The 26,761-nt window shown below is 62.0% G+C and carries 26 protein-coding genes; 12 read left to right on the forward strand and 14 right to left on the reverse strand.

What is annotated here, in order from left to right; translation table 11 throughout:
- Window positions 1–19: 19 nt before the first annotated feature.
- The gene (locus NKJ64_RS25665; protein WP_023753542.1) at window positions 20–919 is read right to left on the reverse strand and encodes a LysR family transcriptional regulator; all 900 of its coding nucleotides are present in this window, start codon (window positions 917–919) and stop codon (window positions 20–22) included.
- 129 nt (window positions 920–1,048) lie between these two features.
- Between NKJ64_RS25665 and NKJ64_RS25670 the strand changes: the two genes are divergently transcribed.
- Window positions 1,049–1,780: an SDR family oxidoreductase gene (locus tag NKJ64_RS25670; protein WP_023690857.1), complete on the forward strand. Its 732-nt coding sequence runs from the start codon at window positions 1,049–1,051 to the stop codon at window positions 1,778–1,780.
- On the opposite strand, the gene NKJ64_RS25675 is transcribed toward NKJ64_RS25670, so the two are convergent.
- Entirely contained in the window at window positions 1,777–2,997 is a 1,221-nt protein-coding gene (locus tag NKJ64_RS25675) for an alanine racemase (RefSeq protein WP_023668250.1), read from the reverse strand. The genes NKJ64_RS25670 and NKJ64_RS25675 overlap by 4 nt on opposite strands.
- Window positions 2,998–3,207: 210 nt before the next feature.
- On the opposite strand from NKJ64_RS25675, the gene NKJ64_RS25680 reads away from it, so the two are divergent.
- On the forward strand, window positions 3,208–4,125 hold the full coding sequence (locus NKJ64_RS25680; protein ID WP_023682155.1) for a DMT family transporter: 918 nt from the start codon (window positions 3,208–3,210) through the stop codon (window positions 4,123–4,125).
- A 449-nt stretch (window positions 4,126–4,574) separates the two neighbouring features.
- Here the strand turns inward: NKJ64_RS25680 and metF are convergent, their stop codons facing one another.
- Window positions 4,575–5,492, reverse strand: a complete 918-nt coding sequence (gene metF / locus NKJ64_RS25685) for a methylenetetrahydrofolate reductase [NAD(P)H] (protein WP_023668248.1) — start codon at window positions 5,490–5,492, stop codon at window positions 4,575–4,577.
- Complete coding sequence (locus NKJ64_RS25690; RefSeq protein WP_352463550.1) at window positions 5,492–6,514, reverse strand: ArsR/SmtB family transcription factor; 1,023 nt, start codon at window positions 6,512–6,514, stop codon at window positions 5,492–5,494. Before NKJ64_RS25690 ends, metF begins: the two co-directional genes overlap by 1 nt.
- Before the next feature lie 167 nt (window positions 6,515–6,681).
- Here NKJ64_RS25690 and tsaA point away from each other — a divergent pair, with 167 nt between their 5' ends.
- Entirely contained in the window at window positions 6,682–7,188 is a 507-nt protein-coding gene (gene tsaA, locus NKJ64_RS25695) for a tRNA (N6-threonylcarbamoyladenosine(37)-N6)-methyltransferase TrmO (RefSeq protein ID WP_352463551.1), read from the forward strand.
- A complete protein-coding gene (locus tag NKJ64_RS25700) occupies window positions 7,185–7,499 on the forward strand; it encodes a DUF2293 domain-containing protein (RefSeq protein ID WP_023668245.1) in 315 nt (104 codons plus the stop codon). The genes tsaA and NKJ64_RS25700 overlap by 4 nt, the downstream gene beginning before the upstream one ends.
- A 6-nt stretch (window positions 7,500–7,505) precedes the next feature.
- Here NKJ64_RS25700 and NKJ64_RS25705 read toward each other — a convergent pair whose 3' ends face one another.
- Window positions 7,506–8,012, reverse strand: a complete 507-nt coding sequence (locus tag NKJ64_RS25705; protein WP_023733083.1) for a hypothetical protein — start codon at window positions 8,010–8,012, stop codon at window positions 7,506–7,508.
- Window positions 8,013–8,153: 141 nt separating this feature from the next.
- On the opposite strand from NKJ64_RS25705, the gene NKJ64_RS25710 reads away from it, so the two are divergent.
- Both NKJ64_RS25710 and NKJ64_RS25715 read left to right on the forward strand, forming a co-directional pair.
- Window positions 8,154–9,116 (forward strand): D-amino acid aminotransferase, encoded by a 963-nt coding sequence (locus NKJ64_RS25710; protein WP_352463552.1) that lies wholly within the window; start codon window positions 8,154–8,156, stop codon window positions 9,114–9,116.
- 144 nt (window positions 9,117–9,260) lie between these two features.
- Window positions 9,261–10,103 carry an SDR family oxidoreductase gene (locus NKJ64_RS25715; protein WP_023690853.1) on the forward strand — a complete coding sequence of 281 codons (843 nt, stop codon included), beginning with the start codon at window positions 9,261–9,263 and terminating at the stop codon, window positions 10,101–10,103.
- Window positions 10,104–10,162: 59 nt separating this feature from the next.
- On the opposite strand, the gene NKJ64_RS25720 is transcribed toward NKJ64_RS25715, so the two are convergent.
- Window positions 10,163–10,774 (reverse strand): MOSC domain-containing protein, encoded by a 612-nt coding sequence (locus NKJ64_RS25720; protein ID WP_023753543.1) that lies wholly within the window; start codon window positions 10,772–10,774, stop codon window positions 10,163–10,165.
- A gap of 322 nt (window positions 10,775–11,096) precedes the next feature.
- On the opposite strand from NKJ64_RS25720, the gene NKJ64_RS25725 reads away from it, so the two are divergent.
- Window positions 11,097–11,537, forward strand: a complete 441-nt coding sequence (locus tag NKJ64_RS25725; RefSeq protein WP_352463553.1) for a methyltransferase family protein — start codon at window positions 11,097–11,099, stop codon at window positions 11,535–11,537.
- Here NKJ64_RS25725 and NKJ64_RS25730 read toward each other — a convergent pair whose 3' ends face one another.
- Together NKJ64_RS25730 and tam are read right to left on the reverse strand one after the other, a co-directional pair.
- On the reverse strand, window positions 11,538–12,659 hold the full coding sequence (locus NKJ64_RS25730) for a beta-ketoacyl-ACP synthase III (RefSeq protein ID WP_023668239.1): 1,122 nt from the start codon (window positions 12,657–12,659) through the stop codon (window positions 11,538–11,540).
- Between the two features lie 131 nt (window positions 12,660–12,790).
- A complete protein-coding gene (tam, locus tag NKJ64_RS25735) occupies window positions 12,791–13,561 on the reverse strand; it encodes a trans-aconitate 2-methyltransferase (protein ID WP_352463554.1) in 771 nt (256 codons plus the stop codon).
- A gap of 222 nt (window positions 13,562–13,783) precedes the next feature.
- On the opposite strand from tam, the gene NKJ64_RS25740 reads away from it, so the two are divergent.
- Window positions 13,784–15,121, forward strand: coding sequence for a hypothetical protein (locus tag NKJ64_RS25740; RefSeq protein ID WP_352463555.1), 1,338 nt, complete (start codon window positions 13,784–13,786; stop codon window positions 15,119–15,121).
- A gap of 410 nt (window positions 15,122–15,531) precedes the next feature.
- Here the strand turns inward: NKJ64_RS25740 and NKJ64_RS25745 are convergent, their stop codons facing one another.
- On the reverse strand, window positions 15,532–16,182 hold the full coding sequence (locus tag NKJ64_RS25745; protein WP_352463556.1) for a TRM11 family methyltransferase: 651 nt from the start codon (window positions 16,180–16,182) through the stop codon (window positions 15,532–15,534).
- Window positions 16,183–16,208: 26 nt separating this feature from the next.
- A complete protein-coding gene (gene ettA / locus NKJ64_RS25750; RefSeq protein ID WP_352463557.1) occupies window positions 16,209–17,858 on the reverse strand; it encodes an energy-dependent translational throttle protein EttA in 1,650 nt (549 codons plus the stop codon).
- Window positions 17,859–18,093: 235 nt separating this feature from the next.
- On the opposite strand from ettA, the gene NKJ64_RS25755 reads away from it, so the two are divergent.
- Entirely contained in the window at window positions 18,094–19,380 is a 1,287-nt protein-coding gene (locus tag NKJ64_RS25755; RefSeq protein ID WP_352463558.1) for a GGDEF domain-containing protein, read from the forward strand.
- 5 nt (window positions 19,381–19,385) lie between these two features.
- Here NKJ64_RS25755 and NKJ64_RS25760 read toward each other — a convergent pair whose 3' ends face one another.
- From NKJ64_RS25760 to NKJ64_RS25775, 4 genes are all read right to left on the reverse strand, one after another.
- Window positions 19,386–20,000, reverse strand: a complete 615-nt coding sequence (locus NKJ64_RS25760; protein ID WP_352463559.1) for a hypothetical protein — start codon at window positions 19,998–20,000, stop codon at window positions 19,386–19,388.
- A gap of 70 nt (window positions 20,001–20,070) precedes the next feature.
- Complete coding sequence (locus tag NKJ64_RS25765; RefSeq protein ID WP_352463560.1) at window positions 20,071–21,084, reverse strand: ribonuclease T2 family protein; 1,014 nt, start codon at window positions 21,082–21,084, stop codon at window positions 20,071–20,073.
- Between the two features lie 98 nt (window positions 21,085–21,182).
- On the reverse strand, window positions 21,183–21,632 hold the full coding sequence (locus tag NKJ64_RS25770; RefSeq protein WP_023741716.1) for a MarR family winged helix-turn-helix transcriptional regulator: 450 nt from the start codon (window positions 21,630–21,632) through the stop codon (window positions 21,183–21,185).
- Window positions 21,629–22,510: an alpha/beta fold hydrolase gene (locus tag NKJ64_RS25775; protein WP_023753548.1), complete on the reverse strand. Its 882-nt coding sequence runs from the start codon at window positions 22,508–22,510 to the stop codon at window positions 21,629–21,631. Before NKJ64_RS25775 ends, NKJ64_RS25770 begins: the two co-directional genes overlap by 4 nt.
- Before the next feature lie 133 nt (window positions 22,511–22,643).
- Here NKJ64_RS25775 and NKJ64_RS25780 point away from each other — a divergent pair, with 133 nt between their 5' ends.
- The 3 genes from NKJ64_RS25780 to NKJ64_RS25790 all read left to right on the forward strand — a co-directional run bounded on the left by NKJ64_RS25780 (window position 22,644) and on the right by NKJ64_RS25790 (window position 26,480).
- Window positions 22,644–23,576 (forward strand): alpha/beta fold hydrolase, encoded by a 933-nt coding sequence (locus NKJ64_RS25780; protein WP_023753549.1) that lies wholly within the window; start codon window positions 22,644–22,646, stop codon window positions 23,574–23,576.
- 82 nt (window positions 23,577–23,658) lie between these two features.
- Window positions 23,659–24,834, forward strand: coding sequence for a CaiB/BaiF CoA transferase family protein (locus NKJ64_RS25785; RefSeq protein ID WP_352463561.1), 1,176 nt, complete (start codon window positions 23,659–23,661; stop codon window positions 24,832–24,834).
- Window positions 24,831–26,480: a thiamine pyrophosphate-binding protein gene (locus tag NKJ64_RS25790; RefSeq protein WP_352463562.1), complete on the forward strand. Its 1,650-nt coding sequence runs from the start codon at window positions 24,831–24,833 to the stop codon at window positions 26,478–26,480. The genes NKJ64_RS25785 and NKJ64_RS25790 overlap by 4 nt, the downstream gene beginning before the upstream one ends.
- Window positions 26,481–26,761: the final 281 nt, after the last annotated feature.

Consider the following 26,761-nt stretch of genomic DNA (forward strand, 5'->3'; position numbering starts at 1 on the left):
TCTGCCCAAGCTGGGTTCCTTATTCCCTACTCCTTGCCCGGACGAAGTCGATAAATGCCCGCAAAGCCGGGGGGACGTGCCTCGGACTCGGGTGATACAGGAAGAAGCCTGGAAAGCTGGGCGACCAGGGCTCTAGAAATCTCATCAGCCTGCCCGCATCGATCCAGGACTGGACCTGATAGTCGATCATGTAGGCAACGCCTGCTCCACCCAGCGCCGCGTTCAGCATCAGCTCGGTGTCGTTGACAGTCAGGCTGCCCTCGACGGCGATTTCCAGAGACCGTTTGCCGCGCGCGAACTCCCATCGATAGAGGTTGCCGCCACCAGGCCACTGGAATTTTATGCATTGGTGCTGATGCAACTCCTGCGGATGGCGCGGTATGGCCCGATTTTCGAGATAGACGGGAGCGGCCACCGCCGCCATCTGCAAATCCCCGCTCAGTTTCACTGCCACCATGTCCTTCTCCAGCCGCTCGCCAAGCCTGATTCCGGCATCGAACCGTCCTCGAACAATGTCGGTCAGCGTATCGTCGACGATGACGGTCAGCGCTATATCAGGATAGGCGCGTTGGAAGTCGCCAAGGATCGGGCCGATGAACCGCACCGCGGCAACACGCGGCACGTTTATTCGTAGCGAACCCGCCGGCCGATCACGCGCGGCATGAATGTCCGCTACGGCGCCCTCTAGCTCTTCGAACGCAACGGCAAGGCGCGCAAACAGCGTCTCGCCGGCACCAGTGGGTGAAACACTACGCGTCGTGCGATTCAGCAACCTGACGCCGATGCGAGCCTCCAGTTGCCGGATCGACTGGCTGAGCGCCGGCGGGGAAACACGCAGCCGGGCGGCGGCGCGGACGAAACTACGCTCTTCCACGATTGCGGCAAATGCCTTGAGCTCGGCGAATTCAGAACCGCGCATTGTGTATCCCTAGATTAACAAGCTAGTCAGATAATAGGCCATTATCTGATCAGTTGCATGGCCCTATTTCTCGACTAGCGGACCCGTCGGATGAATCCGGCACGGGCCTGAATGATTGAAGGACGTATCATGCCCAAGTCCTTGCAAGGCAAAACCGCACTCGTCACCGGCAGTTCGCGCGGCATTGGGCGAGCCATCGCCGAAGGCCTCGCCTCCAAGGGCGCTGCCGTCGTCGTCAACTATGTCGGCAACCACGAAGCCGCTGACGAGGTCGTGGCCGCCATCGCCGGCAAGGGAGGAAAGGCGATCGCCGTCCAGGCCGACATATCAAGCGTCTCGGATATTCATCGCCTGTTTGACGAGGCTGAGAGTGAGTTCGGCGCGATCGACATCGTGGTTGCCAATGTCGGCGTCGCCGTCATCAAGCCTCTGACCGAGGCAACCGAAGCCGATTTCGACCATGTCTTCGGCACCAATGCCAAGGGCACGTTCTTCGTGCTTCAGGAAGCAGCGCGCCGTGTGCGAAACGGCGGCCGCATCATCGCGGTCTCCACCGGCGGCACCAAGATGTTCTTCACGCAAACGGCGCTCTATCTCGGCAGCAAGGGCGCCGTCGAACAATTCGTCCGTGTGCTCTCGCGTGAACTCGGACCGCGCGGCATCACCGTGAATGCGCTGTCGCCTGGCTTCACCGACACGGACCTGCTTCCCGAGCGCGATCGCGCCGTGGCGGCCGGCATGTCTCCATTTGGCAGGATCGGCGCGCCCCGCGACGTTGCCGATGTCGCGGTCTTCCTGGCCAGCGACGAGGCCCGCTGGCTGACCGGCGAGAATATCCAGGCCGGTGGCGGGGTCGCTTAGTCCGCCATCGTCTCCAGGCTGGCGAATCCCTGCGGCGCATCGCCTTCGTCAAACGGCGTCGTCACCTCGACGAAGGTATCGGGATAAAAGCCGTTGAAGCGGGTTCTTAGCGACAGCGAATAGGCGCCGATATGGCCGATCTCGATCCAGTCGCCGGTGTCGACGGTTTCCGGCAGCCAGAACGGCCGCGACAGGATGTCGACGGAATCGCAGGTCGCGCCGCAGACCTTGAACGGCACGATGTTCTTCTCCTCGCCATTGCGCGAGCGGATCGCCGGATCGGGGATGAAGCGGGCCGGCAGTGTGATCTTGCCGGTCCAAGAATCCGACAGCGACGCCCAGATGCCGTCATTGATGTAGAGCCGCTTGCCCTTGCGCAGCAGCACCCGCACGATCAGCGACAGGCAGCGCGCCACGATCACCCGGCCGGGCTCGGCCACCAACGGGATCTGGTCGAACTGGTATTCCCTCAGGTCGCCCGACAGCCGCGACATGATCTGGCCGAGCGACGGCATCTCGATCTGCTTGCGATTGGGGTCATGGCCGTACTCGGCGGGAAAGCCGCCGCCGACATCGAGGCCCGCAATGTCGAAGGTCAGCCGGTTGCGCACCCAATCGGCGGAGGCCAGCGCCCGTTCATAGGTGTCGGGATCCTCGATCTGGCTGCCGACATGAAAGCACAGGCCGACCTTGTAGCCGGTGCGGTTGAGTCGCTCGGCGAGTTCCACAGCATAGGCCGGCCCGGCGCCGAATTTCTTCGACAGTTCATAGGCCGCCGAACCCTTGGTCTGGATGCGCACGAACACGCTGATGGAGCCCGGATCGATGTCAAGCGCCCGCACCACCCGCGTCAGCTTGGTGATCTCGTCCTCATGGTCGAGCGAAATGACCCGGATGGCGTATTTTTCCAGCGCAAGCTTGATGTCCGACTGCGCCTTGACCGGATGCATGTAGAGCATCTCGGCGTCGGGTGAGACGGCGCGCACTGCGGCGAACTCGCCGGGCGAGGCCACATCGAAGGCGGTGACGCCGGCTTCGACCAGCGCCTTCAGCACGATCTGCTCGCCATTGGTCTTGACTGCGTAGGCGGTCTTGCCGGGAAACATGCCCATGAACTGTTTGGCATCCGCCTTCAGCACCTGCGGGCGAAAGCAGTAGACCGGATCGTCCGGCCGAAGCGCCAGCGCCGCCTCGCGGGCATTCTCGAATCGCTGCATGGACGAATCCCCTGACTTCTCGGCTGCGCACAATTAATCCAAGCTAGCGGCCAAAGAAAACAATTCTGTGTCTGGCGGGCACTGACCCAGCGGCGCATCCTCCTGGCAGCACTGTTGTCAGCAATCAGGTTTCGGGTGGCTCTTGTCGCCGGACCCGATATGCCTTCTGCCTGAGTGGCTGGCATTGATGCCGCGGGGAGGACGTTCACGATGGCAATAGCCACGACAGCCGTGCAGCGCGGACCGATGACGCTGAGGGACTGGGGACAGCTTCTGCTGCTCGGCGCCATCTGGGGCGGCTCGTTCTTCTTTGCCCGCATCGCCGTTGCCGAAATGCACCCGCTGGTGCTGGTGCTGTTTCGCGTTGCCATTGCGGCCATTGCACTGCAGCTCTATCTCGGCATTCGCGGTCCGTCCTTCCGCCTCGCCTTCCCGCATGCCGGCCTGTTTTTCCTTTTGGCGCTCGCCAACAATGTCGTCCCGTTCTCGCTGATCTTTGCCGGCCAGACCGCGCTTGGCGCCGGCGTCGCCTCGGTGCTCAACGCGACGACGCCGTTCTGGACGCTGATCCTCGCCAACGCGCTGACAGCGGACGAAAAGCTCTCCTGGAACAAGCTTGCCGGCATCGGGCTCGGCATCGCCGGCACCGCTGTCATGATCGGCCCCGGCCTGCTGGCCGGGCTCGGCGGCCCGGTCTGGGCGAAATTCGCGCTGATCGGCGCCTCGCTGTCTTACGCCGTCGCGCTGATGATTGCCCGCCGCTTCAAGGGCGTGCCCTCGCCGGTCATCGCCACCGGACAATTGACGGCGTCGACCATCATCATGATCCCGGTGGTGCTGCTCACCTATGGCCCGGCCGGCCTGTTCTCGGCCTCGCCGCCGGTCTGGACGGCGGTGCTGGCGCTGGCGCTGCTCTCCACCGCCTTCGCCTACATCCTCTATTTCAACCTCGTCGCCTCGGCCGGCGCCACCAACGCCTCGCTGGTCACGCTCATCGTCCCGGCCAGCGCCATCCTGCTCGGCCTCCTGTTCCTCGGCGAGCGGCTCGCTCTGTTCGAGTTCTGCGGCATGGCACTGATCGCGCTTGGCCTGGTGACGATCGACGGGCGGTTGTTTGGTCGGCGCTAATGCCCGTCGACCAAAAGTGCGCAGCGGTTTTGGAACAACGACGCGCTTTAGGTCTGGTAGCGCTGCCATGCCTCGCTTTCGTCACAGCCACGTCACAATTTATTCACAGGCTACCAGCGGGTTTTGCCGAAGAGTTTCAATGCCTAACGCCAGGTGGCAGGTCGCAAATTCCACAATCGCGTCGCATTGCAGCATATTTTCCGCTTGCCTGTGGCACAAATGCCCCTAGACTCCACCCATAGCTCTTGAAGAGGAGACTATGACATGGGACTTACGAGGCCAATCAACGCATTGATGATCTGTGCTGCATTTGCCTTCATTGGCGCCCTTATCATAGGTGTTCTTCCGTAACCGCCGGAGCGGAAGAACAGCAGCAATAGCCCACAAATTCGAAAGGCCGGGTGTTTCGCCCGGCCTTTTGCATTTCAGATTTCATACCACGATGAAGCTCAGGCGGCGGCGGATCCAGCTGCCTCTGTTTCGTGGGAGCGGATGCCGATCATATGGCAAATGGCAAACACCAGGTCGGCCCGGTTCATGGTGTAGAAATGGAAGTCGCTGACGCCGCGCTCGACGAGATCGAGCACCTGCTCGGCCGCCACGGCAGACGCCACGAGCGCATGCGTCTGCGGATCGTTGTGCAGCCCTTCGAAACGCTCGGCCAGCCATGCCGGCACCAGCGCGCCGCAGCGCGCCGAGAAATTGGCGACCTGGGTGAAATTGTGCACCGGCAGGATGCCAGGCACGATCGGGATGTAGATGCCGGCACGGCGCGCCTTCTCGACATAACGCTCGTAGAGATCGTTGTCGAAGAAGAACTGGGTGATCGCCCGCGTCGCGCCATTGTCGGCCTTGCGCTTCAGCATATCGAAATCGGTGGCAAAGTCCGGACTTTCCGGATGCTTTTCGGGATAGGCCGAGACCGAGATGTCGAAATCGCCGGCGTCCTTCAGCGCTCCGACAAGTTCGGCGCCATTGGCATAGCCATCGGGATGCGGCCGGTAGGCGGTGCCGACGCCGGCCGCCGGATCGCCACGCAAGGCGACGAAGCGCTTCACGCCCATATCGGCGAATTCGCGGACGACGGCGTCGACCTCATGGCGGGCAGCGTCGACGCAGGTCATGTGCGCCGCCGGCGTCAGCGTCGTCTCGTTCAGGATGCGCTTGACCGTGCGGGCCGTGCGCTCACGCGTCGAACCGCCGGCGCCATAGGTCACCGAGACGAATCTCGGCCTCAGCGGCTCCAGCCTGGTGACGGTGTCCCAGAGCCTGGCTTCCATCTCATCGGTCTTCGGCGGGAAGAACTCGAAGGAGACGCGGACCTTGTCGCCAATGTCGGGACGGCGGGAAAAGCGGAACTGGTTCATCAGGCGATTTCCCCCATAGGGTACGCTTTGGTGGGTTGGGTGTCATTTGAAGGCTCGGCCATCAGCATGCGGCGGTCCCGGCCGAGCCACAGCTTGACGGTCAGCCTGGCTTCGTTGCCGCCGCGCGGCTCGAATTCCTGGGCATCCTCGAGATCGAGCCCGGCCTCGGCAAACCATTCGGAGATCTGCCGGTCGGAAAAGCCCAGCCTGACATGCGCGTGCTGGTCGCGCAGGAACTCCAGCGCATGCGGCGCGAAGTCGACGATCACCAGCCGGCCCGCCGGGCGCAGCAGCCGCGCCGCCTCGCGAATGGCGCGTGCCGGATCGTCCAGATAGTGCAGCACCTGATGGATGGTGACGAGGTCGAAGGCGTCGCGCTCGACCGGCGGCGCGAAAATGTCGCCTTGGCGGACCTGCGCATTGGCGATGCCTGCCTTGTCGAGATTGGCCCGCGCCACCGTCAGCATTTCGCGCGACATGTCGATGCCGACGCCGCGCCGGTAGAGCGGCGAAAATATCTCCAGCAGCCGCCCGGTACCGGTGCCGAGGTCTAGCATCGACTGGAATGGCCGCTTGCCGACCAGCTTGAGGAGTGCGGCTTCCACGGCGCGGTCCGGCACATGCAGCGAGCGGATGTGATCCCAGCTGGCGGCGTTCTCGGAGAAATACTCGGCGGCACGGTCCTGCCGCTTGCGCTTGACCGATGCCAACCGCTCGAGATCGCGCTCGACCTGCGGATCGGCGCCATGAATGCCGGAGACCAGCCGCAGCACGAAGTCGCGCGCGGAATCCGTATCCGACAGCCGGAAGAAGGCCCAGGAGCCCTCCTGGTAGCGGCCGATCAACCCGGCCTCCAGCAGCAGCTTCAAATGCCGCGACACCCGCGGTTGCGACTGGCTGAGGATCTCGGTGAGGTCGGACACGGTGAGATCGCCGCGCGACAGCAGCGCCAGGATGCGGAGCCGGCTCGATTCGGCCGCAGCCTTCAACGTATCAACCATCGTATCGAGCGAAACATGCATCGGCGCGTTCTCGTTGAAAAAGATATAAACATATGTTTATGTCAGCTTTGACGACATGGCAAGGCCTATGTCGCTTCCTGACAAGAAAATGCCGCACACATGATCCCCGCCTGAGAGAACCGCTTTTCCCTGACGATCGGCTGGAAACTTGTGCTAGGGCGAAAGCCATGTTCGAGAAGCGCGACGGCGAAAAGCTCCTGCAGACTGACCCGGCTGACATGCCGGCGGATGGCCATATCGTGTTCATCGGCCGCATCGCCTCGCCATGGACATCCAGGCAAACCTGCCCAAAGAACATGCGCGCGGCGCGCGAGGCCGGACAGGCGACCACGGTTCTCATCGACCCTGCCTATCGCGACGGCCTGCTTGCGCTGGAGCGGGCCAGCCACATCGTCATCCTGTCCTGGCTGCATCACGCGCCGCGGGCACTGATTGTCCAGAGACCCCGCCATGCGGCTGAGCCGAAAGGCGTTTTCTCGCTGCGCTCCCCTGCCCGGCCGAACCCAGTCGGGCTGCATATCGCCAGGCTGATCGCCGTCGACATCGACCACGGCCGCATCGCCATCGACGCCATCGATGTGCTCGACGGCACCCCGGTGATCGACATCAAGCCCTATTTCGCCTCGACCGACGCCTTTCCCGAGGCGACCATTGCCGGGCGTGACGAAAAATGAGCGCGCCCACCGGCCGCCGCCGCGCCATCGCCAAGGCGCTGACCGCACTGCTGCCCCTGGCGCCCTATGCCGATATGGAGAAAATCCGCACCGAGGCCGGCGCCGTGCACATGAAGACGCTGCCGCCGGGCATCGCGGTCTGGCTGGCGACGATCGCCCATATCAGGCACGGCCATACCGACTATGAAAAGCTGCTGGCCGAGGGCTATGACCGCGACTCGGCGCGGTTCTTCGTCATCGAGCAAACAAACATGGTGCTGACCCGTTGGCGCGCCACGCGCCTGCTCGATGCAGAGGACGAAGAGGAATAATTTCAGCTACCGTCGCTTCAATACGGCAACCGCATTGTAGGGCTGGCCGTCCGCCTGCCCAACCCAGGTCCAGGACAGGTTCCCTTTGAAGAACCGGACGGTGATGCCGCCACCGTCGATGCACTTGTCCTGGCCGTAGCTGATGCTTTCCCGGTATTCCGCCGAACTGTCGTCGCGAGAAATCTGGGTCAACGGTCCGCCGCAGCCGAGCGACGGATAGTCGATCGACGCGGCGCCATCGCCGATGGTCATGGCGATCGCCCAATCGGCGCCGGCAGCCCCGGCCGGACTTTGATGGCCGCTGCCGGTCCAGATCCCGTTGAGCCCCGTCGCGTTGACCACGCAAGGCACGTTCTGAAAGATCGGCGTCAGTTCGCTGCCCGTCTTCTCGCAACGATAGGTCTGGCCGTTCTGGCACAGCGCCTCGCCCTCGCGAGCGCATTGCGCGAAGGCATCGCCAGTGACGAAGACGACGAAAATTGCAAAGCTGATGGTCCGAAAAGATTTGCCCATTTTGCCCCTCCCGGCCGGCCGGACCATAGGGCATATCGAATGTGCTACCTAGGACAAACAGCGATGGTTGGGTGGCCCTATGCCGCCTGCAGGGGACCACTAGCTTGACTCTGCCGCATCAAGCCGAAGGGACCAATCGCCATGAACCGAAGCGCAGCAGCCGGTAGCATCGTGCCATTGCCGGCTTTGTCGGATCGCCATATCGATCCGCATTCCTATCCCGACGGCGTCGCCTTTCTCGATGGTCAGTATCTGCCGATGTCGCAGGCCAAAATCTCGGTGCTGGATTGGGGCTTTCTGCATTCCGACGCCACCTACGACACCGTGCATGTCTGGGACGGGAGCTTCTTCCGACTCGACCTGCATCTCGACCGCTTCTTCGCCGGCTTGCAAAAACTGCGCATGACGATCCCGTCCGACCGCGATGGCGTGGCCGAGATTCTGCACAATTGCGTGGCGCTGTCGGGCCATCGCGCCGCCTATGTCGAAATGCTGTGCACGCGCGGCGCCTCGCCGACCTTCAGCCGCGATCCGCGCCAGGCGGTCAACCGCTTCATGGCCTTCGCAGTTCCCTTCGGCTCGGTCGCCAATGCCGAGCAGTTGCGGCGCGGCCTGCATGTCGCCATTAGCGACAAGGTGCGCATTCCGCCGGTCTCGATCGATCCGGCGATCAAGAACTACCACTGGCTCGACCTCGTGCGCGGCCTCTACGACGCTTATGATCGTGGGGCCGAAACCGCATTGATTCTCGACTTCAACGGCAATGTCGCCGAAGGCCCCGGCTTCAACGTGTTCTGCGTCAAGGACGGCAGGCTGTCGACGCCCGCTGTCGGCGTGCTGCCCGGCATCACCAGGCGCACCGTCTTCGACCTCTGCGCCGAGGCAGCGCTTCCCACCACGGCCGTCGACGTCAGCGTTGCCGCGCTGAAGGCTGCCGACGAAGTCTTCATCACTTCCACCGCCGGCGGCATCATGCCGGTGACAGTGATCGACGGCGCTGCTGTCGCCGACGGCAAGATAGGCGGGATCACAAAGCGCTTGATGGCGCTCTACTGGCAAAAGCATGACGACCCGGCCTGGTCGAGCCCGGTGCGCTATCCCTGACCGGCGAAGGTCCTGCTCCACACGATGTCGTGACCAAAAAGATTCCCCCTCGCCTCTGGAAATTCGCTCGACGCACCGTATATCGCGGAAGCGGAGAAGCCTCCGCTTCCAGTTCACGGCCCGCATGGGCAAGGATTCCACGTCATGACAAGCAAGGTTTGGTTCATCACCGGATCGTCGAAAGGCTTTGGCCGAGTCTGGGCCGAGGCCGCACTCGCTCGCGGCGACCGTGTCGCCGCAACCGCGCGCGATGCCGGCACGCTCGCCGACCTCGTCGCGAAATACGGCGATAATGTCGCCGCGATCAAGCTCGACGTCACCGACAAGAAGGCTGTCGATGCGGCCATCGCCGAGGCGCACAAGCGCTTTGGCCGGCTCGACGTCGTCATCAACAATGCCGGCTATGGCCATTTCGGCGCCATCGAGGAAGTCAGCGAACAGGAAGCCCGCGACCAGATCGAAACCAATGTGTTCGGCGCGCTCTGGGTCACCCAGGCGGCTTTGCCGATCATGCGGGCGCAGGGCTCCGGCCACATCATCCAGATCTCGTCGATCGGCGGCGTCAACGCCTTTGCGTCGCTCGGCCTTTACCATGCCTCGAAATGGGCGCTCGAAGCCTTCAGCCAGTCGCTCAGCATCGAGGTCGCCGAATTCGGCATCCATGTGACGCTTGTCGAACCGGGCGGCTTCTCCACCGATTGGTCCGGCGCCTCGGCCAAGGTCTCCAAAGCGATCGAGGCTTACGCGCCGGCCCGCGCCAAGATGGCGGAACGCCGCGCCAACTCGGTCGCCGGCGACCCCGAGGCCACCGGACCGGCGATGCTTGAAATCGTCGACGCGGCCGAGCCGCCGCTGCGCGTCTTCTTCGGCGATGGCGGCCTGCCGATGATCAAGCAGGAATACGCCAACCGCATCGCGCTGTGGGAAAAGTGGGACCACGTTTCCGTCGAGGCGCAGGGCGCCAAGAAGAACCGCAAGGCGGCCTGAGCGCGTCTTGAAATCCGGCTGCGTCGCCCCGGCGGCGCAGCCCGTGCCCTAGCCCGGTACTAGGATCGATAAATCCACTGCTCGGGCACGCGCACCGAGATCTCTTCCCCTGTTGTCATACGACCCGGTTTCTCGACCCAGGCAACGAGGCCGCGCAGCCGTTTCGCCGCCTTCGGGAAGGCCAGCGCGCCGGCCTCCCGATCGGCCATCCCGGCGTTTTCGGCGATCGAACGTCCAGCAAGCCGGCAAGGCCCGTTCTGCGCATCGACCTTGATCGTCACGCCACCTCTAAAGAACAGCAGCGTGCCTGACGGTAGCATCGAGAGATGCGGCACGCCTTCGATCAGCAGATTGGCGCCGATCCATTCCGGCTTGATCTCGGCCAGCCCCATCCGCTCGGCAACGACGGCGAGTTCATCCGCTGCTACGATTGATATCTGCCGCTCGTTGCGGATTTCGGTGCCGCGCGGATACCAGGGTTCGCGACCGCCCGAACGACGGGTGGCGCCGGCGTGGAAGTCGCCGTCGATGCCTTCGAAACCGAGTTGCAATCCTTCCACTGGGCGCGTCTGGAAGTGATTCGACGGTGCGGCGTAGAGCGCCGTCACCCTGGCTACGAGTTTTCGCGCTGAAATGATCTCGATCGGAGCCTCAGGGAAAAGATCCAGCATGGCTTACTCCTTGTGCAAGGTCGCATTAGCGATAGCCATGAGCCCGGTCCAGTCCAAAGCAATGATGATCCGATCAAGCGGGCTGATGGCAGCCGATCACGATCTTCTTACCGCGGATCGCATATCCTATCGTACTGCGCCGCATTGCCGCCGTGCTGCACCGGCCTCATGGTGAGACAAGTCTGCGGAGGTTTCCATGCGTCCCGGGACTGCAATCGCGCTGCTTTGGCTGATCTGGGTCGTGTCCTGGTTTCTAGCCGCCTTCTGGGCCGACCCGGCGTAAAAGCGTGCCGGCATCCAGGAGGAGCTTCGCTATCGCGCTTTGTGGTTGATCGGCGCGGTGCTGCTGTTCATTCCCGCGCATGGCTATGCCGGCCGGCTGCGATTCTGGTTTCCGACCCTTGCCGAAGCGTGGATCTGCGCAGGGCTTGTTGCCGTTGGCCTGTTGTTCGCCTGGTGGGCGCGGTTGCATCTCGGCCGTCTCTGGTCGGCTTCGGTGACGGCCAAGGCCGAGCACCGTGTCGTCGACACCGGTCCCTACAGAATGGTCCGCCACCCGATCTATACCGGACTGCTTCTGGCGATGCTTGCCACAATGGCGGCCAAAGGCACGGTCTGGGGCATCGCCGGCGCGATTCTTCTCACCATCGGCATCGTCATGAAGGCAAGGCTGGAGGAACGCTTTCTGCGCGGAGAACTCGGCAACGCCTATGACGATTATGCCCGCAGCGTACCGATGCTGGTGCCGTTCATGCCGGCCTGATTACAGCATCCGCAAAAGCGCGCCGCCGATCGAATAGCCGGCGCCGAAGGCGCACAGCACGCCGAAATCGCCGGGCTTCATGTCGGCGTGGTTTTCCGACAGCGCGATGATGGCGCCAGCGCCGGCGGTGTTGCCGAGCCGCTCCAGCACCATCGGCGCGCGGTCATGGTCGACCTCGTGGCCGAAGGCCAGTTTCAGGATCATGGCGTTCATTCGCGCATTGGCCTGATGCAGCCAGAATCGCCTGATGGCTTGCGGCGTCAGCCCGTGCTCGGCGAGGAATTCGACAATGAATTTGTGGCCGGCGACGGTGACTTCCTTGAACACCTTGTTGCCGACCTGTTTGATCAGATTGCCTTCGAGGTTGATCATGTAAGGATCGTCCTGGGCGGTGCGGGTGTGATAGCCCAGATTGGTGCGGATATTGTTCGACATCTGCGTCCAGGTGCGCGTGTCCAGCACCTCGAAACGCCCCGGCCGCCTCTCGCCCTCGCCCAGCCCCTCGACCACCATCGCCACCGATGCATCGCCGAAGATGAAATGCGTCTGCCGGTCGCGGAAATTGAGATGGCCGGTGATGATCTCCGGCGTGACCACCAGCACGCGCTTGTGCGCACCCGCCCGCACGAGATTGGCCGCAATGTGCAAGGCGGCCGCGGCCGATGAACAACCAAGCCCCATGTCGAAGCCGGCGCCCTTGGTGCCCAGCGCCTCCTGCATTTCGATAGCGATCGCCGGATAGGGCCGTTGCTGGTGCGAGGCCGAGCAGATCACCAGGTCGATGTCGGACGGCTTCAGGCCGGCATGGTCGAGCGCCTTCCGGGCCGCGGCCACTCCAAACTCGGCCTGCAGCGACAGCGCATCATCGGGCCGCGCCGGAATGCGCGGCGCCATGCGGGTCGGATCGAGAATGCCTTCGCGCTCGATGACATGCCGGGTCTGGACGCCTGAGGCATGGACGATGAAGGCGCTGTCGGATTTCTGCAGCAGCGTCTCATCCGTGCCTTGCCGGCGCGCATTCTCCGTGTCGACCCAAGCGTTGAAACTGGCGACCAGTTCTTCATTGGTGATCTTGGCTTCAGGGATTTCAACGCCGATGCCGCTGATGATGACGCGATGCATATCCAGTCCGTCCATGCGCAGGCGTTGTCGTTCTCATGTGAACGACCAGGGGGCGCGACACAACACTTTTCTCACCCCACCGGTTTACGCCGGCTTAAACCATAGGCTGTGGCCGGATGTCATCGGGAGTGCTAGCCGGCCCGCTTGGCGACGATGAAAATGCGCGGGAAGCGCAGCAGCACCTTGCCGTTTGCGGTCTTCGGATAGGCCTTGGCAATTTTGGCCGTGTAGCTGTCGAGGAAGATCTTGCGCTCGTCGGCGTCCAGCGGATCGAGGAAAGGCTTCAGCCCCGTCGACTTCACCCATTCGACGATCGCCTCGGCGTCGGTCAGCGGATGATTGTAGGCCGTATGCCAGATATCCACCCGGTCGGAGAGCGGCGACAAGAGATCATAATAGAACGACACCGCCGGCAGCGGTCCGCGCGCAGCACCTGCCATCTTGGCGGCGAACGGCATTTCGGCGGCCGTCTCGCGCATCACCTGATGCGACGGCTCAAGCATATTGTCGGGCATCTGGACGGCGAGCGCGCCACCGGGGGCGAGAAAGCCCATCAGCCGCTGAAACACTACCGGGTGGGTGGGCAGCCACTGGAATACCGCGTTGGCGAAGATGACGTTGACCGGCTCGGCCGGTCGCCATGTCGAGGCATCGGCGAGGTCGAAATTGACGCTGGGCAGGCGCGCCTTCGCCTTCTCGATCATGTCGGGAGAGGTGTCGAAGCCGCTGATATCAGCATCCGGCCAGCGCTCGACCAGCAGCTCGGTCGAATTACCCGGGCCGCAGCCGATGTCGACCACCCGGCGCGGGAAATCCACCGGCACCTGCGCAACAAGATCGCGCGCCGGCCGTGTGCGCTCATCCTCGAATTTCAGATATTGGGCGGCTGACCAATCGGCCATTTGAGCTCCTCATAACGCAGGCTCAGCGCGCATCCAGTCAAACGGCCACGAGAACCCAGCCGATACATGCCCCCGATTTCTGGCCTTGCAAGTAAAAAAAACCAGCGTATATTTTTCTTTGCGTCTGGATAGGCGCAGGCTGAACCTGGACTGGTTTTGGTAAAATATGCGCCGGAATGGCTCGGATTTTGTCCGAACTGGTCCTCATTTTGTGAGGACACAATGACTAAGCAACTTATCTTAAAAATTGAGCAGGGTAGCGAGCAGGAGTTTGGTCCTGTGCGTAAAATACTCGGCTTGCTGTCACCAAAATCCTTTATTCACTTAATCGACGTTGCAGATCTCTCTGCAAATCCGCGCTCTGCAAAAAAGGGAGCGGTCACAGAAGATATAGAAACGAGCCTTCGCGAATCAGCGGAGTTGTTTCCCGCCAAGACAAAAGGAATCTTGTTGGCCTCTTCTTCCTACCGCACGCTCGAACGTCAAAGATATCAGCTAACCTTTATCGACACCGAGACGGAAGGCCTCCTGGATGGAGGCCACAATGCGCTCGCGATTGGACGACACATACTTCGAGAATCTGGGATGACTGACATCGAACTAAAGCGCGTCAGAGATTGGGAGGATTTTGCTAAAGTCTGGGCAGAGAGGCGGCAAATCATAACAGAGATTGAGGACCTTCTCGATTTCCAGGTGCCTGTCGAAATTCAGGTGCCTGTGAGAATGTCAGACCCGGCTGCCGTAGACGACTTCAAGTCGTCACTTTTGGAAATTGGCGCTGCCCGAAACAACAATGTGCAATTGACGGAAGAGACGAAGGCGAACAAACTCGGCCTCTACGAAGCTCTTAAGCAATTTCTTCCTTCGGATCTTGCAACTAGAGTAGAATGGAAATCGAACGACGGAGGCGAAATTAAAGTTCGCGAACTGGTTGCCCTCTGCTGGATTCCGTTGTCGAAACTTTCTCTCCCCGACGACATGCGGGTGAACCCAAATCAGATATATCGAAATAAGGCCGTGTGTGTAGAGGTCTTCAATAAACTCTTGAAGCACGAGGCCGTGTCGACAACAGTCCAAGGTGGATATGAGTACAATCTCGAGAATGAAAGCATTAAGTCTGCCCTGAAGATCGGAGCAAGCATGCCGGAAATATATGATGACCTGTACCGCCGCTTCCCCGACGCATACAATAAATCGGGTGGCAGTTTTGGAAAGATTTCAGCCGTAAAAATCTTTGACGCAGACAAATCGGCTGAAAAGAATCCAAAATATCTTAAGAGCCAGCCCAAAACACCCTTCTTTAAACGTGGTGTAGACTACACTTGCCCGGAAGGGTTTATTATCCCATTCCTTTACGGAATGCGCTCCTTGATAGACGTCGACAGCCACGGAATGTTAACCTGGAGAACAGATCCTCTGGACTTTCTAAAGCATAAATTGACGGATGCCATGAAAAGCTACAGACTCGCTATCGAGTTGGGGAGTTGGGATCCACAACAAGTAGGCAAGAAGATCAGCGCCTACGACTTCGCTGAAAGCGCAATCAGGAATACACTCTAAACTGCATTGGCAGGCGGCCAATGGCCGCCTGTTCTCATTTTCGGCTATCACTACAGAACTTGACGCCTGACGGACCAGTCCACCGTATCGACCTTAACTACTTTCCCTTTCGCCACCCATGACTGGCGTCAAAGGCAGCCACAATTTCGTCAATTGTGGCTTTTCCTGCCGGCGATATCGTCCCCCGATGTATCTCTTGCTGAAGGACTTTTGCACGCGAACGCAGCTTTGCATCGACAACTAGGTAGGGCGCACTAGGAGGCAGCCCCGCTGTCGCAGCGTTTACATGAGCAAAATGCGCACCCGTCGAGGTCTCGCCTATTCGCCCACCGTTCACAGCAAAAACAGCTGCGATATCATGTTGTCGGTCATTCCGATTGATCATACCTTTTACTAGCGCTGCATCGGCGTCATTCAACGCCCGACCGCTGTTTGGTGCTCGCACTCCGCCCTCCCAGATTTTTCTTACTTTTCCGACCCTCGTTTGTATTCATAAATACAACAGTGGGAGGCGAAGAATAGCCTTTCTGCCAGACTAGCCAAGAGAAATCTTTGGTACCGTTACCAGGTCGTATTCCGGCTTCTATGACTCTGCCTGGAGGCATCGAGGGTCGGGGGGAAATTGGATAGACAGTTTTCAGAGGAGACAACGGCAACCAATCCCGTTTCGTAGAAAAACCCGACAGCCATACCAGCGGCAATATTGCTGCAACTTTTCCGCCATTAGGTACAATATCTATTGCTTCACGAACAAATTCTTCTGCCAGGCCAAACGGTGGATTCATTACGATGTTGGAAAATTCCGGTCGAAAGCTGCGCGATAGAAAATCAGATCGAAGCTCACAGAGCTCCGATCGTTTTATAATATCGCTTCCGATTGCTACAAAACCTGCAGCTCTTGCTTCAACGACAATTCGACCCAAGCCACATGCTGGATCCCAAATAAGACCCTCAAACGCTTCCAAGCGGAACAGACTTCTCGAGCACTCATAAGGCTCTACATAAAAGTCATTGGGATCTCTCTCCCACAAATGGGCCAGCTTCTCCTTTACAATAGCCATCAAAACCTACCCCCGCATATCTATCCTTACCGCGTCAGCCTCTTGTAGGTCATGCGGTGCGGGTTGACGGCCTCGGGGCCGAGCCGGCGGATCTTGTCCTGCTCGTAATCCTCGAAATTGCCCTCGAACCATTCGACATGGCTGTCGCCCTCGAAGGCGAGGATGTGGGTGGCCAGACGGTCGAGGAACATACGATCGTGCGAGATGATGACGGCGCAGCCACCGAAATTTTCCAGCGCGTCTTCGAGCGCCGCCAGCGTTTCCGTGTCGAGGTCGTTGGTCGGTTCGTCGAGCAGCAGCACATTGCCGCCGGTCTTCAGCATCTTGGCCAAATGGACGCGGTTGCGCTGGCCGCCGGAGAGGTTGCCGACCTTTTGCTGCTGGTCGCCGCCCCGGAAATTGAACGACGCGCAATAGGCGCGCGTGTTGGCCTCGAACTTGCCGAGCTTGACCACTTCTGCGCCGCCGGAAATCTCCTCCCACACCGTCTTTGACGGATCGAGCGCATCGCGGCTCTGATCGACATAGCCGAGCTTCACCGTTTCGCCGATGCGGACAGAGCCGGCATCCGGCTTTTCCTGGCCGGTGATCATGCGGAACAGCGTCGTCTTGCCGGCGCCGTTCGGGCCGATGACACCGACAATGCCGCCTGGCGGCAGCTTGAATTCCAGACCCTCGATCAACAGCGTGTCGCCAAAGCCCTTCGACAGGCCTTCCGCCTCGATCACCACATTGCCGAGCCGTTCGCCATGCGGAATGACGATCTGCGTATCGCTCGGACGCCGCTTGTCGGCTGCATCCAGCAGGTCCTGGAACGCCTGGATACGCGCCTTGGACTTGGTCTGGCGAGCTTTCGGGCTGGACTGGATCCACTCGCGTTCGCGACCGATGGCGCGCTGGCGGGCGTCGTCCTCGCGACCTTCCTGCTTGAGGCGCTTGGCCTTGGCTTCGAGGTATTTGGTGTAGTTGCCCTCATAGGGGATGCCGCGGCCGCGATCGAGCTCGAGAATCCATCCCGTGACATTGTCGAGGAAGTAGCGATCGTGGGTGATGATCATCACGGCGCCCGGATAGGCGCGCAGATGCTTTTCGAGCCACGCCGTGGTTTCGGCGTCGAGATGGTTGGTCGGTTCGTCGAGCAGCAAGAGGTCGGGCTGACGCAGCAGCAGCTGGCAAAGCGCGACGCGGCGGCGCTCACCGCCCGAAAGCTTGGTGACCTCGGAATCCTTGGGCGGGCAGCCCAGCGCTTCCATCGCCATCTCGACCTGCTGTTCGAGATCCCACAAATTGAGCCGGTCCATCTCGTCCTGGAGCTTGGCGGACTCATCGGCCGTCTCGTCGGAGTAGTTCATCATCAATTCGTTGTAGCGCTCGATGATGGCGGTCTTGGCGGCGACACCTTCCATGATGTTCTCGAACACCGTCTTGTTGGCATCGAGCGCCGGCTCCTGCGCGAGATAGCCGACGGTGGCGCCTTCGGCGAGCCAAGCTTCGCCGTTCCACTCCTTGTCGAGCCCGGCCATGATCTTGAGGATCGTCGACTTGCCCGAGCCGTTGGGGCCGAGGATGCCGATCTTGGCGTCGGGATAGAAGGAGAGATGGACATTCTCAAGCACCTTCTTGGTGCCATAGGCCTTGTTGAGGCCGGCCATGTGATAGATGAACTGGCGTGCCACGCGCGCTTTCCTTGATGATTGACCGAAAATGTCGGATTGAATGGAGGTTGGCCGCTATGTAGGCGATGCCGGGCCGAACGGCAATCGCTTTTGCCATTTCAAGCCGGGTGTACACCGCACGTTAAGTTTTCCGCCGGTTGTAGGCAGCGTTGAAATCCCCGGTTAACCCTTCAGCGTCAAAACAGGATCGATCGCTGGCCTGTCGCGATCGAAAGTAAAGATCGGACCGAAGGTAGTGCTGAACAGTTTCCTGCTCCTTGCCGAAGCGGTCGTCTACTTCAGCGTCATGGTCACGCTGTTTCGCTTCAGGGATCGCATCGGCCTGGGCGTCTTCGTCTGCGCGCTGGGCGCCATGCATTTCCTCGAAACCTATCTCGCCAGCGTCTTCTATGTCGCCCTGCCCTTCGGCATGGTCTCGCCAGGCTCGGCGGTGCTGTTTTCCGGCAAGCTGGTGATGCTGCTTCTCCTCTACATGAAGGAAGATGCGGCCACGGTGCGCCAGCCGATCTATGGCCTTTTGCTCGGCAACGCCTTGATGATCGGGCTGGTCCTGATCCTGCGCCTGCACGATATTTCAGCCTTTTCCGACGGCAAGCTTCCCGATATCGGTTTCATCGACCAGTTGGGCTGGCTGATGGTGTGGGGCACGACGCTGCTCTTCATCGACGCCATCCTGATCATCCTGCTTTACGAAAAGCTCGGGCGTTATCTACGCAGGGCGCCGTTCTCCCGCATCCTGATTTGCGTCGCCTGCGTGCTCACCTTCGACCAGGCCGGATTTTTCAGCGCCCTGCATTTCGTCGCTGGCGCGCCGATTGCGGTCTTCTTCGGCGGCTGGTTCGCCAAGATGGGTGCCGCTTTTGCCTACAGCGCCATGCTTGTCGCCTACCTCAGATGGTTCGAAACGCGTCAGGTCGTGGCACCACGTGGGTTGTCCGACGTCTTCGACACCTTGACCTATCGCGAGCGCTACGAAGCCCTGGTCGAACATGTCGGCCGCGACGGCCTCACCGGCCTGTTGCACAGGGGACGCTTTGACAGCGACGGCGAACGTCTGGTCGCTGTCAGCCTGCGCACGGCCCAACCGCTCAGCCTGCTGATCGTCGACGTCGACCATTTCAAGTCGATCAACGATCGCTTCGGCCATGCCGAGGGCGACAGGGTGCTGAGATCGATCGCCCAGGTGCTGACCCAGGCGGCCGGCGCACACGATCAGGTTTTCAGGATCGGCGGCGAGGAGTTCGCCATCCTTTGCTCGCAGCCGCATGCGGTCGCCAGGTTGCTCGGAGAAAACCTCCGCCAGGCCGTCAAGGCGTGCGTAAACCGGTTCGACATCAGCGTCAGCGCCGGCATCGCCACTGTCGACGAGACCGTAGCCTCGCTTGCCGATCTCTTCGCCCTTGCCGACGAGCGTCTCTACAGGGCCAAATCCACCGGGCGTGACCGCGTCGTCGGCGAAGCGCATGACGATGCTGAAGACCTCAGTGCCTGGACATTGTCCACACGTGGCGTCAGCGGATAAGGTTGTCAGCTCCGCTTGCGCTGCTGCAACGCGCCGACCGCAACTGAAACGGCTATCAGCGCGATGGCCAGCCATTTCAGCGTGGTGATGATCGGACTGGCGTCGATGTCATAAGCTATGAACAACAGAATGCCGGGCACCAGCAGGCCGCACATGACCAGCATGATGCGGTTGATCTGCCAAGACACTTTTGCTGCCAGCGCTTCGTCACCGGCTTCGCCGACAAGACCGGCGCGCATCTCCCGGGAGATGGCCAACGCGCTCGACAGGCGCATGGAGATCGGCAAGCCGAGCCCGATTATGAGGAAGGCACACGCCGCCAGCAGAGCCGAGAATTTGAGCGCGCTGGTCTCGGCCGGCACCGGAAACAAAAGTGTCGCCAGCGGCAGGAAGACACAGCCGATGCCGAGCGCGGCAATGGCGATGAAGATCGCGGCATTGACCCAAGTGAACAGCTGGTAGCGGCCTGCCCCGATCGGCGCGGCAAGCACGCGCATGCGCGCCCACTCGGCATCGGTATAGGAAAAGCCCGGCCATTCCATGCGGCCGTCTTTTATGGCGGTCATCCCCCTGGCCCAGAAAGCCAGCCGCGCCAGCGCGCCTGATGTCATGCCACTCATCGCCACCCCCGCCGAATGAAACACATCCAGACCATATCACCGCGTCACTGCCAAGCGACAGACGGATATCCTACTGGAACCCGGCCGCATCGACTGAACCCTTCGGACAGCCCGCCTTGGTCGTCGGCGCAGAGGCGAGCATGAGAGTGCCCAGCGAACTGTCGGGGCCGATCGGGCCGGTCAGGCCGAGCGTCAGCTCGCCGATCAGCCGCCTGCCGCTCGACGGATCGACCAGGCAGGAGACACGCACCCGCGCGCCCGCCCCGGCGCCGAAGGCGCTGTCGAAGGTGCTGCGGATCTGGTCCGAAGTCAGCTGCTTGCCGACGTTCCTGGTGAAGAGCTCGCGCACCGGCGAGGCATTCACCGCCCGCATCAGGTTCAGCGCCTCGGCAAAATACTCCTGCTGGCTCTTGCCGTAGCAGGTGCCGTGCTTGATCCATTCATGCCGTTCGAGCTTGGAGGCGGTGCCCGGCATAACCTGGTCGAGCTCGGCGCGCGTAGCGGCATCGAGATCGACCGGCGGCAGGTCTGCCCAATGGGCCGGATTGTCATTGGCCTTGTCGCTCGCCGGCACCTGGCAATAGAAATTGCCGTTCGGCTGCGGCCAGAGCCCATGCAACGTGAAATGCGACGCGTCGAAGCCGCCCGCCGTCTGCGCCTGGCATTCGGGCTTGCTCGACTTGGTTTCGCAGAAGGCCGGCTGCCAGCTCAGCGCGAAAACATATTCGGGTTTTCCTGAAGCCGGCGCCGCAGGCTTGCCCTGATCGGCGGGCGCGGCCGGCAGGGCGGCTGCGCTGCCGCCGGTGACATGACCGCAGCTGATCTTGACCCAGCGACGCTCAGGATCGGCGCCCGGCACGCGGATGAGGTAATGCGTCGGCGCATCCTTGTTGCCGGCCAGGAGGTCGTAGCTCTGTCCAGCCGTTGTCGCGATATTGCCGGGGTTCTTGCCGCTCTTGATTGCCTGCGTTGCTGGACAGGCAGCATCGGCCACGAAGGAGCCGCTCATCTTCACATCGGCGCGCGCTAGGCCGACACCGGCCAGCGCCACCAACACCGCACCCCATATCGCCGATATCCGCATTCCAGCACTCCTAGCGTTTCATAGCGCAAGCTAGAAACGTGTGACATGTCAGAATTACGATTTCTTTCGTCCGCCGCAAAAAACAATCGCTCGGTCGATCAGACCCCGCCCTCCTCGACCCGCTTCGTCAACATACGCAGCAGATCAAGCGCGGTCTCAAGCACGCGAGGCCCGATGCCCTCGCTGATGCGGTTGGCCCAGACATGCTGGCGCGTGCCGATATCCCTGATCGCGGCCCGGCCGGCATCGGTCATCGCCAGGAGCTTGGCGCGGCGGTGCGCCGGGTTGTCCGCATAGGCGGCAAGCCCTTCGGCGGCCAGAATATCGGCCAGGCGCTGCACGCTCTGGCGCGCAAGCCCCATGTCGCGGGCAATGTCGGCCACCGATTTCGGCTCCTTCAGCACCGCGCCCAGAACCTGCCAGCGCGCCGCCGTCAACCCGGCAGGCTCCGCCAGCCGGTCGGCCGCGTCGAGAAACCCGCCATTCAGCCGGAACACGGCAAGCACCAGTTCGGTGAGCACATCTCCGGCTTCGGTCCTGCTTGTCATTTCTGGCCGGCCTCGATGGTGGAAACGAAAGTGTTGACGGCTTCAGCCACCGCCTCCGGCTTGTCAAGCATCACCCAATGGCCGGAACCGGCGACGGTTCTGTGGCCAATTCGGCTGCGCAGCCGAAACAGAGCCGCCGCATTGTCATTGGCCTCCGTGGCCAGCACGAAGATCGGCCCACGATAGGCGTCGAGCGTCGGCTCGGGATTCCATTCCGCCAGCGCCTTGCCGACGCCTGCCCGAGCCGCCGGATCGACCACCGCCGCATCGGCGATGACCTGTTTGCGGACATCTGGGTTGGAGCCGGCGATCGAGATGTAATAAGCGCTCAGGACGTCGCCGCCGTTTGGCCCCGCCAGATCGTGCACGAACCCGTCGCGAATCTCTTTGGGCAGGGCGCGCGGATCGGTCGCCGGATCGACCAGCAGGATGCCGGCAACACGGTCGGGATGGCCGGCGGCATAGGCGAGCGCGGCCCCACTGCCGCCGCTATGTGCAACGAGGACAAACCGCTTCAGGCCGAACGCATCGGCCACCGCACCAATATCGTCGGCACGGCCGTCATAGCCGTAGTCGGCATCAGCTGCAGGCGCCGATGCGCCATGGCCGCGAAAATCGAAGGCGACCGCCTCACGGCCACCTGCGGTGAGCTGCATCACCCGGTTCCACTGTGTGGCGCGGCTGCAATCGCCATGCGCGAACAGGATCGGCAGGCCGCCGCCGGATTTGATGTCGTAGCCGGCAAGCTGGCCCTGCGGGCCGGCAATGGTCTTCATGGTCATCTCCCTGGTTTGGCTGGAAGCAATGCCGGGCAGGAGCATTGCGGATGAAAGGCTCGCCAGCAGAAACGCGCGGCGCGAAACGGTTTTCATGGTCATGCTCCGATCCAATTGACAGCATGCTGTCATATAGCCAAATTGACAGCACACTGTCAATAGTGACGCCGGCTGATTTCGACCTCCCCTTGACGTCGGTCACGCCGTCGCCCAACAGTCGCCAAGGGAGCGAGACATGGCATTTGACAAGCAGACGACGCTGGCCTCACCGACCGGGGCCACGCTCAATCTCTATGTGAAGCACGCGGGGGGCTCTCCACGCGCGGTAGTCCAGGTCAATCACGGCCTGGCCGAACGCGCCGCGCGCTATGCCCGCTTCGCCGATTACCTCAGCACCCGCGGCTTTCATGTCTACGTCCACGACCATCGCGGCCATGGCGCGACCAAGGCGCCCGATGCCCCGCTCGGCAGATTCGCCGGCACAAGCGGCCCGGCCAAGGTGATCTCCGATGTCGACGCAGTCCACGATTTGATTGCGAAGGAGCAGCCCGGCCTGCCGGTCATCCTGTTCGGCCATTCGATGGGTGCGTCGGTGGCGCTCAACTACCTGCTGGCGCACTCGCCGCGCGTCCACGCCGCGGCGATCTGGAACGGCAATTTCTCACAAGGCCTGCTTGGTCAGCTTGCACTCGCCATCCTCGCTTATGAGCGCTTCAGGCTCGGCTCCGATGTTCCCTCACGCGTCTTGCCCAAACTGACCTTCCAGGCCTGGGGCAAGGCGGTGCCCAACCACAAGACGCCGTTCGACTGGCTGTCGCGCGACGAGGCTGAAGTGGCCAAGTACATTGCCGACCCGCTGTGCGGCTGGGATGCCTCGATCTCGATGTGGCGCGATGTCGTGGAGATGGCGCAGAAAGGCGGCAAGGATGCGGGCTTTGCCGGCATCAGGCGCGACCTGCCCGTCAGCATCGTCGGCGGCGAGAAGGATCCGGCCTCCGACTATGGCAAAGGCATCGATCATCTCACCAAGCGGATGCGCGCGATGGGCTTTTCGAATCTGGTTTCAAAGGTTTACGCCGACACCCGCCACGAAAGCCTGAACGAGGTGAACCGCGACACCGTTATGGACGATTTCGCTGCCTGGGCCGATAGCGTGCTCAAAGAGTGACATCGCTGGCCTACCGCAAGGCCCGTGACAGCGGCATCCCGGGTTGATAGAGGCTGCGGTTCCGACCCGTTTTTGGTGATTTATGGCTGAACCTCCGCTGAAAGGCGTCCGCGTCGTCGAACTCGCCCGCATCCTGGCCGGCCCCTGGGCAGGACAATTGCTGGCCGATCTCGGCGCCGATGTCATCAAGGTCGAGAGCCCCGACGGCGGCGACGATACCCGCAAATGGGGTCCGCCCTTCGTCATGAGCCATGATGGCGAGAACCTGTCGGCCGCCTATTACCATTCCTGCAATCGCGGCAAGCGTTCCATCGCCGTCGATTTCTCGACATCGGAAGGGGCCGAGACGGTGCGCCGGCTGGTTGCCACGGCCGACATTCTGATCGAGAATTTCAAGCTCGGCGGCCTGAAGAAATACGGGCTCGATTACGAGAGCCTGAAGGCGATCAATCCAAAGCTCGTCTACTGCTCGATCACCGGCTTCGGCCAGGACGGGCCTTACGCCCCACGCGCCGGCTATGATTTCATCATCCAGGCCATGGCCGGCATGATGTCGATCACCGGCGAGGTCGGGCGCGAGCCGCAAAAGGCCGGCGTCGCCATATCGGACATCTTCACCGGCCTCTATTCGGTGATCGCCATCCAGGCAGCGCTTCGCCATGCCGAAAAGACCGGCGAAGGCCAGCATATCGACATGGCCCTGTTCGACACGCAGATTTCCGCACTCGGCAACCAGAACCTCAACTATCTCGTCTCCGGCAAGGCGCCGGTGCAGATGGGCAATGCGCATATGAACATTGCGCCCTATGAGGTTGTCCCGGTCAGGGACGGCCACATCATCCTGGCGGTCGGCAATGACGGCCAGTTCGCCAAATTCTGCGCCGCCGTCGGGCTCGACCATCTCTCAGCGAATCCCGATTTCGCCACCAATCCGGCCCGCGTGGCCAACCGGGTGAAGTTGCGCGAGCAGATGATCGAGACGCTGAAGAATTGGGATCGCGACCCATTGCTGGCCAAGCTCGAAGCGGCAAGCGTGCCGGCGAGCCCGATCAACGACATCGGCCAGATGTTTGCCGACCCGCAGACGATCGCACGCGGCATGCGCCTCGACCTCGACGATGGCCATGGCAATCGTCTGCCCTCGGTACGCGCGCCGATGGTGATGTCCGGCACACCGCTGGTCTATGAGCGTCCCTCGCCGCGCCTTGGCGAACACACGCAAGAAATCCTTGCCGAACTGGAGAAGTCTGGACGATGAAGACCGGTGGACAACTGATTGTCGACGCACTCGAGGCGAACGGCACCGACCGCATCTTCTGCGTGCCCGGCGAATCCTATCTCGCGGTGCTCGACGCATTGCATGACTCGCCCATCCGCACCATTGTCTGCCGACAGGAAGGCGGCGCCGCCATGATGGCCGACTGCCAGGGGCGGCTGACCGGCAAGCCCGGGATCTGCTTCGTCACCCGCGGCCCCGGCGCCACCAATGCATCGGCCGGCATTCACATTGCCATGCAGGATTCGATACCCGTCATCCTGTTCATCGGCCAGGTCGCCAGCCACGCCAAGGAGCGCGAGGCTTTCCAGGAGGTCGACTACAAGCGCTTCTTCGGCGACATCGCCAAATGGGTGGTGGAGATCGACGATGCCGCGCGCATCCCCGAACTCGTCACCCGCGCCTTCGCCGTCGCGACATCGGGCCGCCCCGGCCCCGTCGTCATCTCGCTGCCGGAAGACATGCTGACCAGCCTGGTCGACGCGCCTGCGGCCTTGCCGCACACGCCGGTCGAAACCCGCCCCGGCGAAGCCGAACTCGACGCGCTGGAGAAACTGCTCGGCAAGGCCAAACGCCCTTTCGTCATCCTCGGCGGCACACGCTGGGACGAGGAAGCGGTGGCTCGCATGCGCACCATTGCCGAGGCCTGGTCGCTGCCGGTCGGCTGCTCCTTCCGCCGCCAGATGCTGTTCGACCATCTGCACCCGAACTATGCCGGTGATGTCGGCATCGGCATCAACCCGAAGCTGGCCACCGCCATCAAGCAGGCCGACCTGGTGCTGCTGATCGGCGGCCGCATGGGCGAGATGCCGTCCTCCGACTACACGTTGCTGAAAAGCCCCTATCCCGACCAGACGCTGGTCCATGTCCATGCCGACGCCGGTGAACTCGGCCGTGTCTACCGGCCGACGCTGGCGATCAACGCCTCGCCATCGGCCTTCGTCGAAGCCTTCGCCAAGCGCAAGCCAGCCTCCGCGCCAGCCTGGGCGGATGAGACGCCAAAGCACCATGCCGCCTACCTCGACTGGTCGACGCCGCCCGAGACCGGCCCCGGCCCGGTCCAGATGGGACCGATCATGAATTACCTGGAAAAGGTTCTGCCCGACGACGCCATTTTCACCAACGGCGCCGGCAATTACGCCACCTGGGTGCACCGCTTCCACCGCTTTCGCCGCTTCGCCACGCAGGGCGCGCCGACCTCCGGTTCGATGGGTTATGGCACGCCGGCCGCGGTCGCCGCCAAGGCGCTCCATCCCGACCGCACCGTGATCGCCTTTGCCGGCGACGGCTGCTTCCTGATGAACGGACAGGAATTCGCCACCGCCGTGCAATACGACCTGCCGATCATCGTCATCGTCGTCAACAACGGCATCTACGGCACCATCCGCATGCACCAGGAGCGCGACTATCCCGGCCGCGTCGTCGCCACCGATCTGAAGAACCCTGACTTTGCCGCTCTTGCCCGCGCCTATGGCGGCCACGGCGAGACGGTCGAGAACACGGCAGATTTTGCCCCTGCCTTCGAGCGTGCCCGCGCCAGCGGCAAGCCGGCGATCGTCGAAATCAGGCTCGACCCCGAGGCGATCACGCCGACGCGGACGATGACGCAGATCCGCGACAAGAGCTGAGTACCGACAAGGGATAGGCCGAGTTCCGTCACACCCCCCTCTGTCCTGCCGGACATCTCCCCCTCAAGGGGGGAGATTGGATGTCACGTCGCCCTTCGCCAATCTCCAGCGTTGCAGACAGGGCGCTATGGTCAGAGCTGCTGATCTCCCCCCTTGAGGGGGAGATGTCCGGCAGGACAGAGGGGGGTGCTGTCCCGCCGACCTTCGTCAGCAGTCAGACCGCTGCCAGCGCCTGCGTCAGGTCGGCGATAAGATCGTCCGGATGCTCGACGCCGATCGAC

Origin of the sequence: Mesorhizobium sp. M0062, from assembly GCF_040323125.1 — a bacterium.
Lineage (GTDB): Bacteria > Pseudomonadota > Alphaproteobacteria > Rhizobiales > Rhizobiaceae > Mesorhizobium.

Excerpts from the sequence above, each read along its gene's own strand:
- NKJ64_RS25760 (WP_352463559.1), bottom strand. The coding sequence starts at position 20,000 with ATGAGTGGCATGACATCAGGCGCGCTGGCGCGGCTGGCTTTCTGGGCC.
- NKJ64_RS25690 (WP_352463550.1), bottom strand. The coding sequence starts at position 6,514 with ATGCATGTTTCGCTCGATACGATGGTTGATACGTTGAAGGCTGCGGCC.
- NKJ64_RS25700 (WP_023668245.1), top strand. The coding sequence starts at position 7,185 with ATGAGCGCGCCCACCGGCCGCCGCCGCGCCATCGCCAAGGCGCTGACC.
- NKJ64_RS25770 (WP_023741716.1), bottom strand. The coding sequence starts at position 21,632 with ATGACAAGCAGGACCGAAGCCGGAGATGTGCTCACCGAACTGGTGCTT.
- tam (WP_352463554.1), bottom strand. The coding sequence starts at position 13,561 with ATGGCCGATTGGTCAGCCGCCCAATATCTGAAATTCGAGGATGAGCGC.
- NKJ64_RS25670 (WP_023690857.1), top strand. The coding sequence starts at position 1,049 with ATGCCCAAGTCCTTGCAAGGCAAAACCGCACTCGTCACCGGCAGTTCG.
- NKJ64_RS25665 (WP_023753542.1), bottom strand. The coding sequence starts at position 919 with ATGCGCGGTTCTGAATTCGCCGAGCTCAAGGCATTTGCCGCAATCGTG.
- NKJ64_RS25675 (WP_023668250.1), bottom strand. The coding sequence starts at position 2,997 with ATGCAGCGATTCGAGAATGCCCGCGAGGCGGCGCTGGCGCTTCGGCCG.
- NKJ64_RS25715 (WP_023690853.1), top strand. The coding sequence starts at position 9,261 with ATGACAAGCAAGGTTTGGTTCATCACCGGATCGTCGAAAGGCTTTGGC.
- NKJ64_RS25710 (WP_352463552.1), top strand. The coding sequence starts at position 8,154 with ATGAACCGAAGCGCAGCAGCCGGTAGCATCGTGCCATTGCCGGCTTTG.
- NKJ64_RS25790 (WP_352463562.1), top strand. The coding sequence starts at position 24,831 with ATGAAGACCGGTGGACAACTGATTGTCGACGCACTCGAGGCGAACGGC.
- NKJ64_RS25785 (WP_352463561.1), top strand. The coding sequence starts at position 23,659 with ATGGCTGAACCTCCGCTGAAAGGCGTCCGCGTCGTCGAACTCGCCCGC.
- NKJ64_RS25680 (WP_023682155.1), top strand. The coding sequence starts at position 3,208 with ATGGCAATAGCCACGACAGCCGTGCAGCGCGGACCGATGACGCTGAGG.
- NKJ64_RS25765 (WP_352463560.1), bottom strand. The coding sequence starts at position 21,084 with ATGCGGATATCGGCGATATGGGGTGCGGTGTTGGTGGCGCTGGCCGGT.
- NKJ64_RS25740 (WP_352463555.1), top strand. The coding sequence starts at position 13,784 with ATGACTAAGCAACTTATCTTAAAAATTGAGCAGGGTAGCGAGCAGGAG.
- tsaA (WP_352463551.1), top strand. The coding sequence starts at position 6,682 with ATGTTCGAGAAGCGCGACGGCGAAAAGCTCCTGCAGACTGACCCGGCT.
- metF (WP_023668248.1), bottom strand. The coding sequence starts at position 5,492 with ATGAACCAGTTCCGCTTTTCCCGCCGTCCCGACATTGGCGACAAGGTC.
- NKJ64_RS25705 (WP_023733083.1), bottom strand. The coding sequence starts at position 8,012 with ATGGGCAAATCTTTTCGGACCATCAGCTTTGCAATTTTCGTCGTCTTC.
- NKJ64_RS25780 (WP_023753549.1), top strand. The coding sequence starts at position 22,644 with ATGGCATTTGACAAGCAGACGACGCTGGCCTCACCGACCGGGGCCACG.
- NKJ64_RS25720 (WP_023753543.1), bottom strand. The coding sequence starts at position 10,774 with ATGCTGGATCTTTTCCCTGAGGCTCCGATCGAGATCATTTCAGCGCGA.
- NKJ64_RS25730 (WP_023668239.1), bottom strand. The coding sequence starts at position 12,659 with ATGCATCGCGTCATCATCAGCGGCATCGGCGTTGAAATCCCTGAAGCC.
- NKJ64_RS25745 (WP_352463556.1), bottom strand. The coding sequence starts at position 16,182 with ATGGCTATTGTAAAGGAGAAGCTGGCCCATTTGTGGGAGAGAGATCCC.
- NKJ64_RS25775 (WP_023753548.1), bottom strand. The coding sequence starts at position 22,510 with ATGACCATGAAAACCGTTTCGCGCCGCGCGTTTCTGCTGGCGAGCCTT.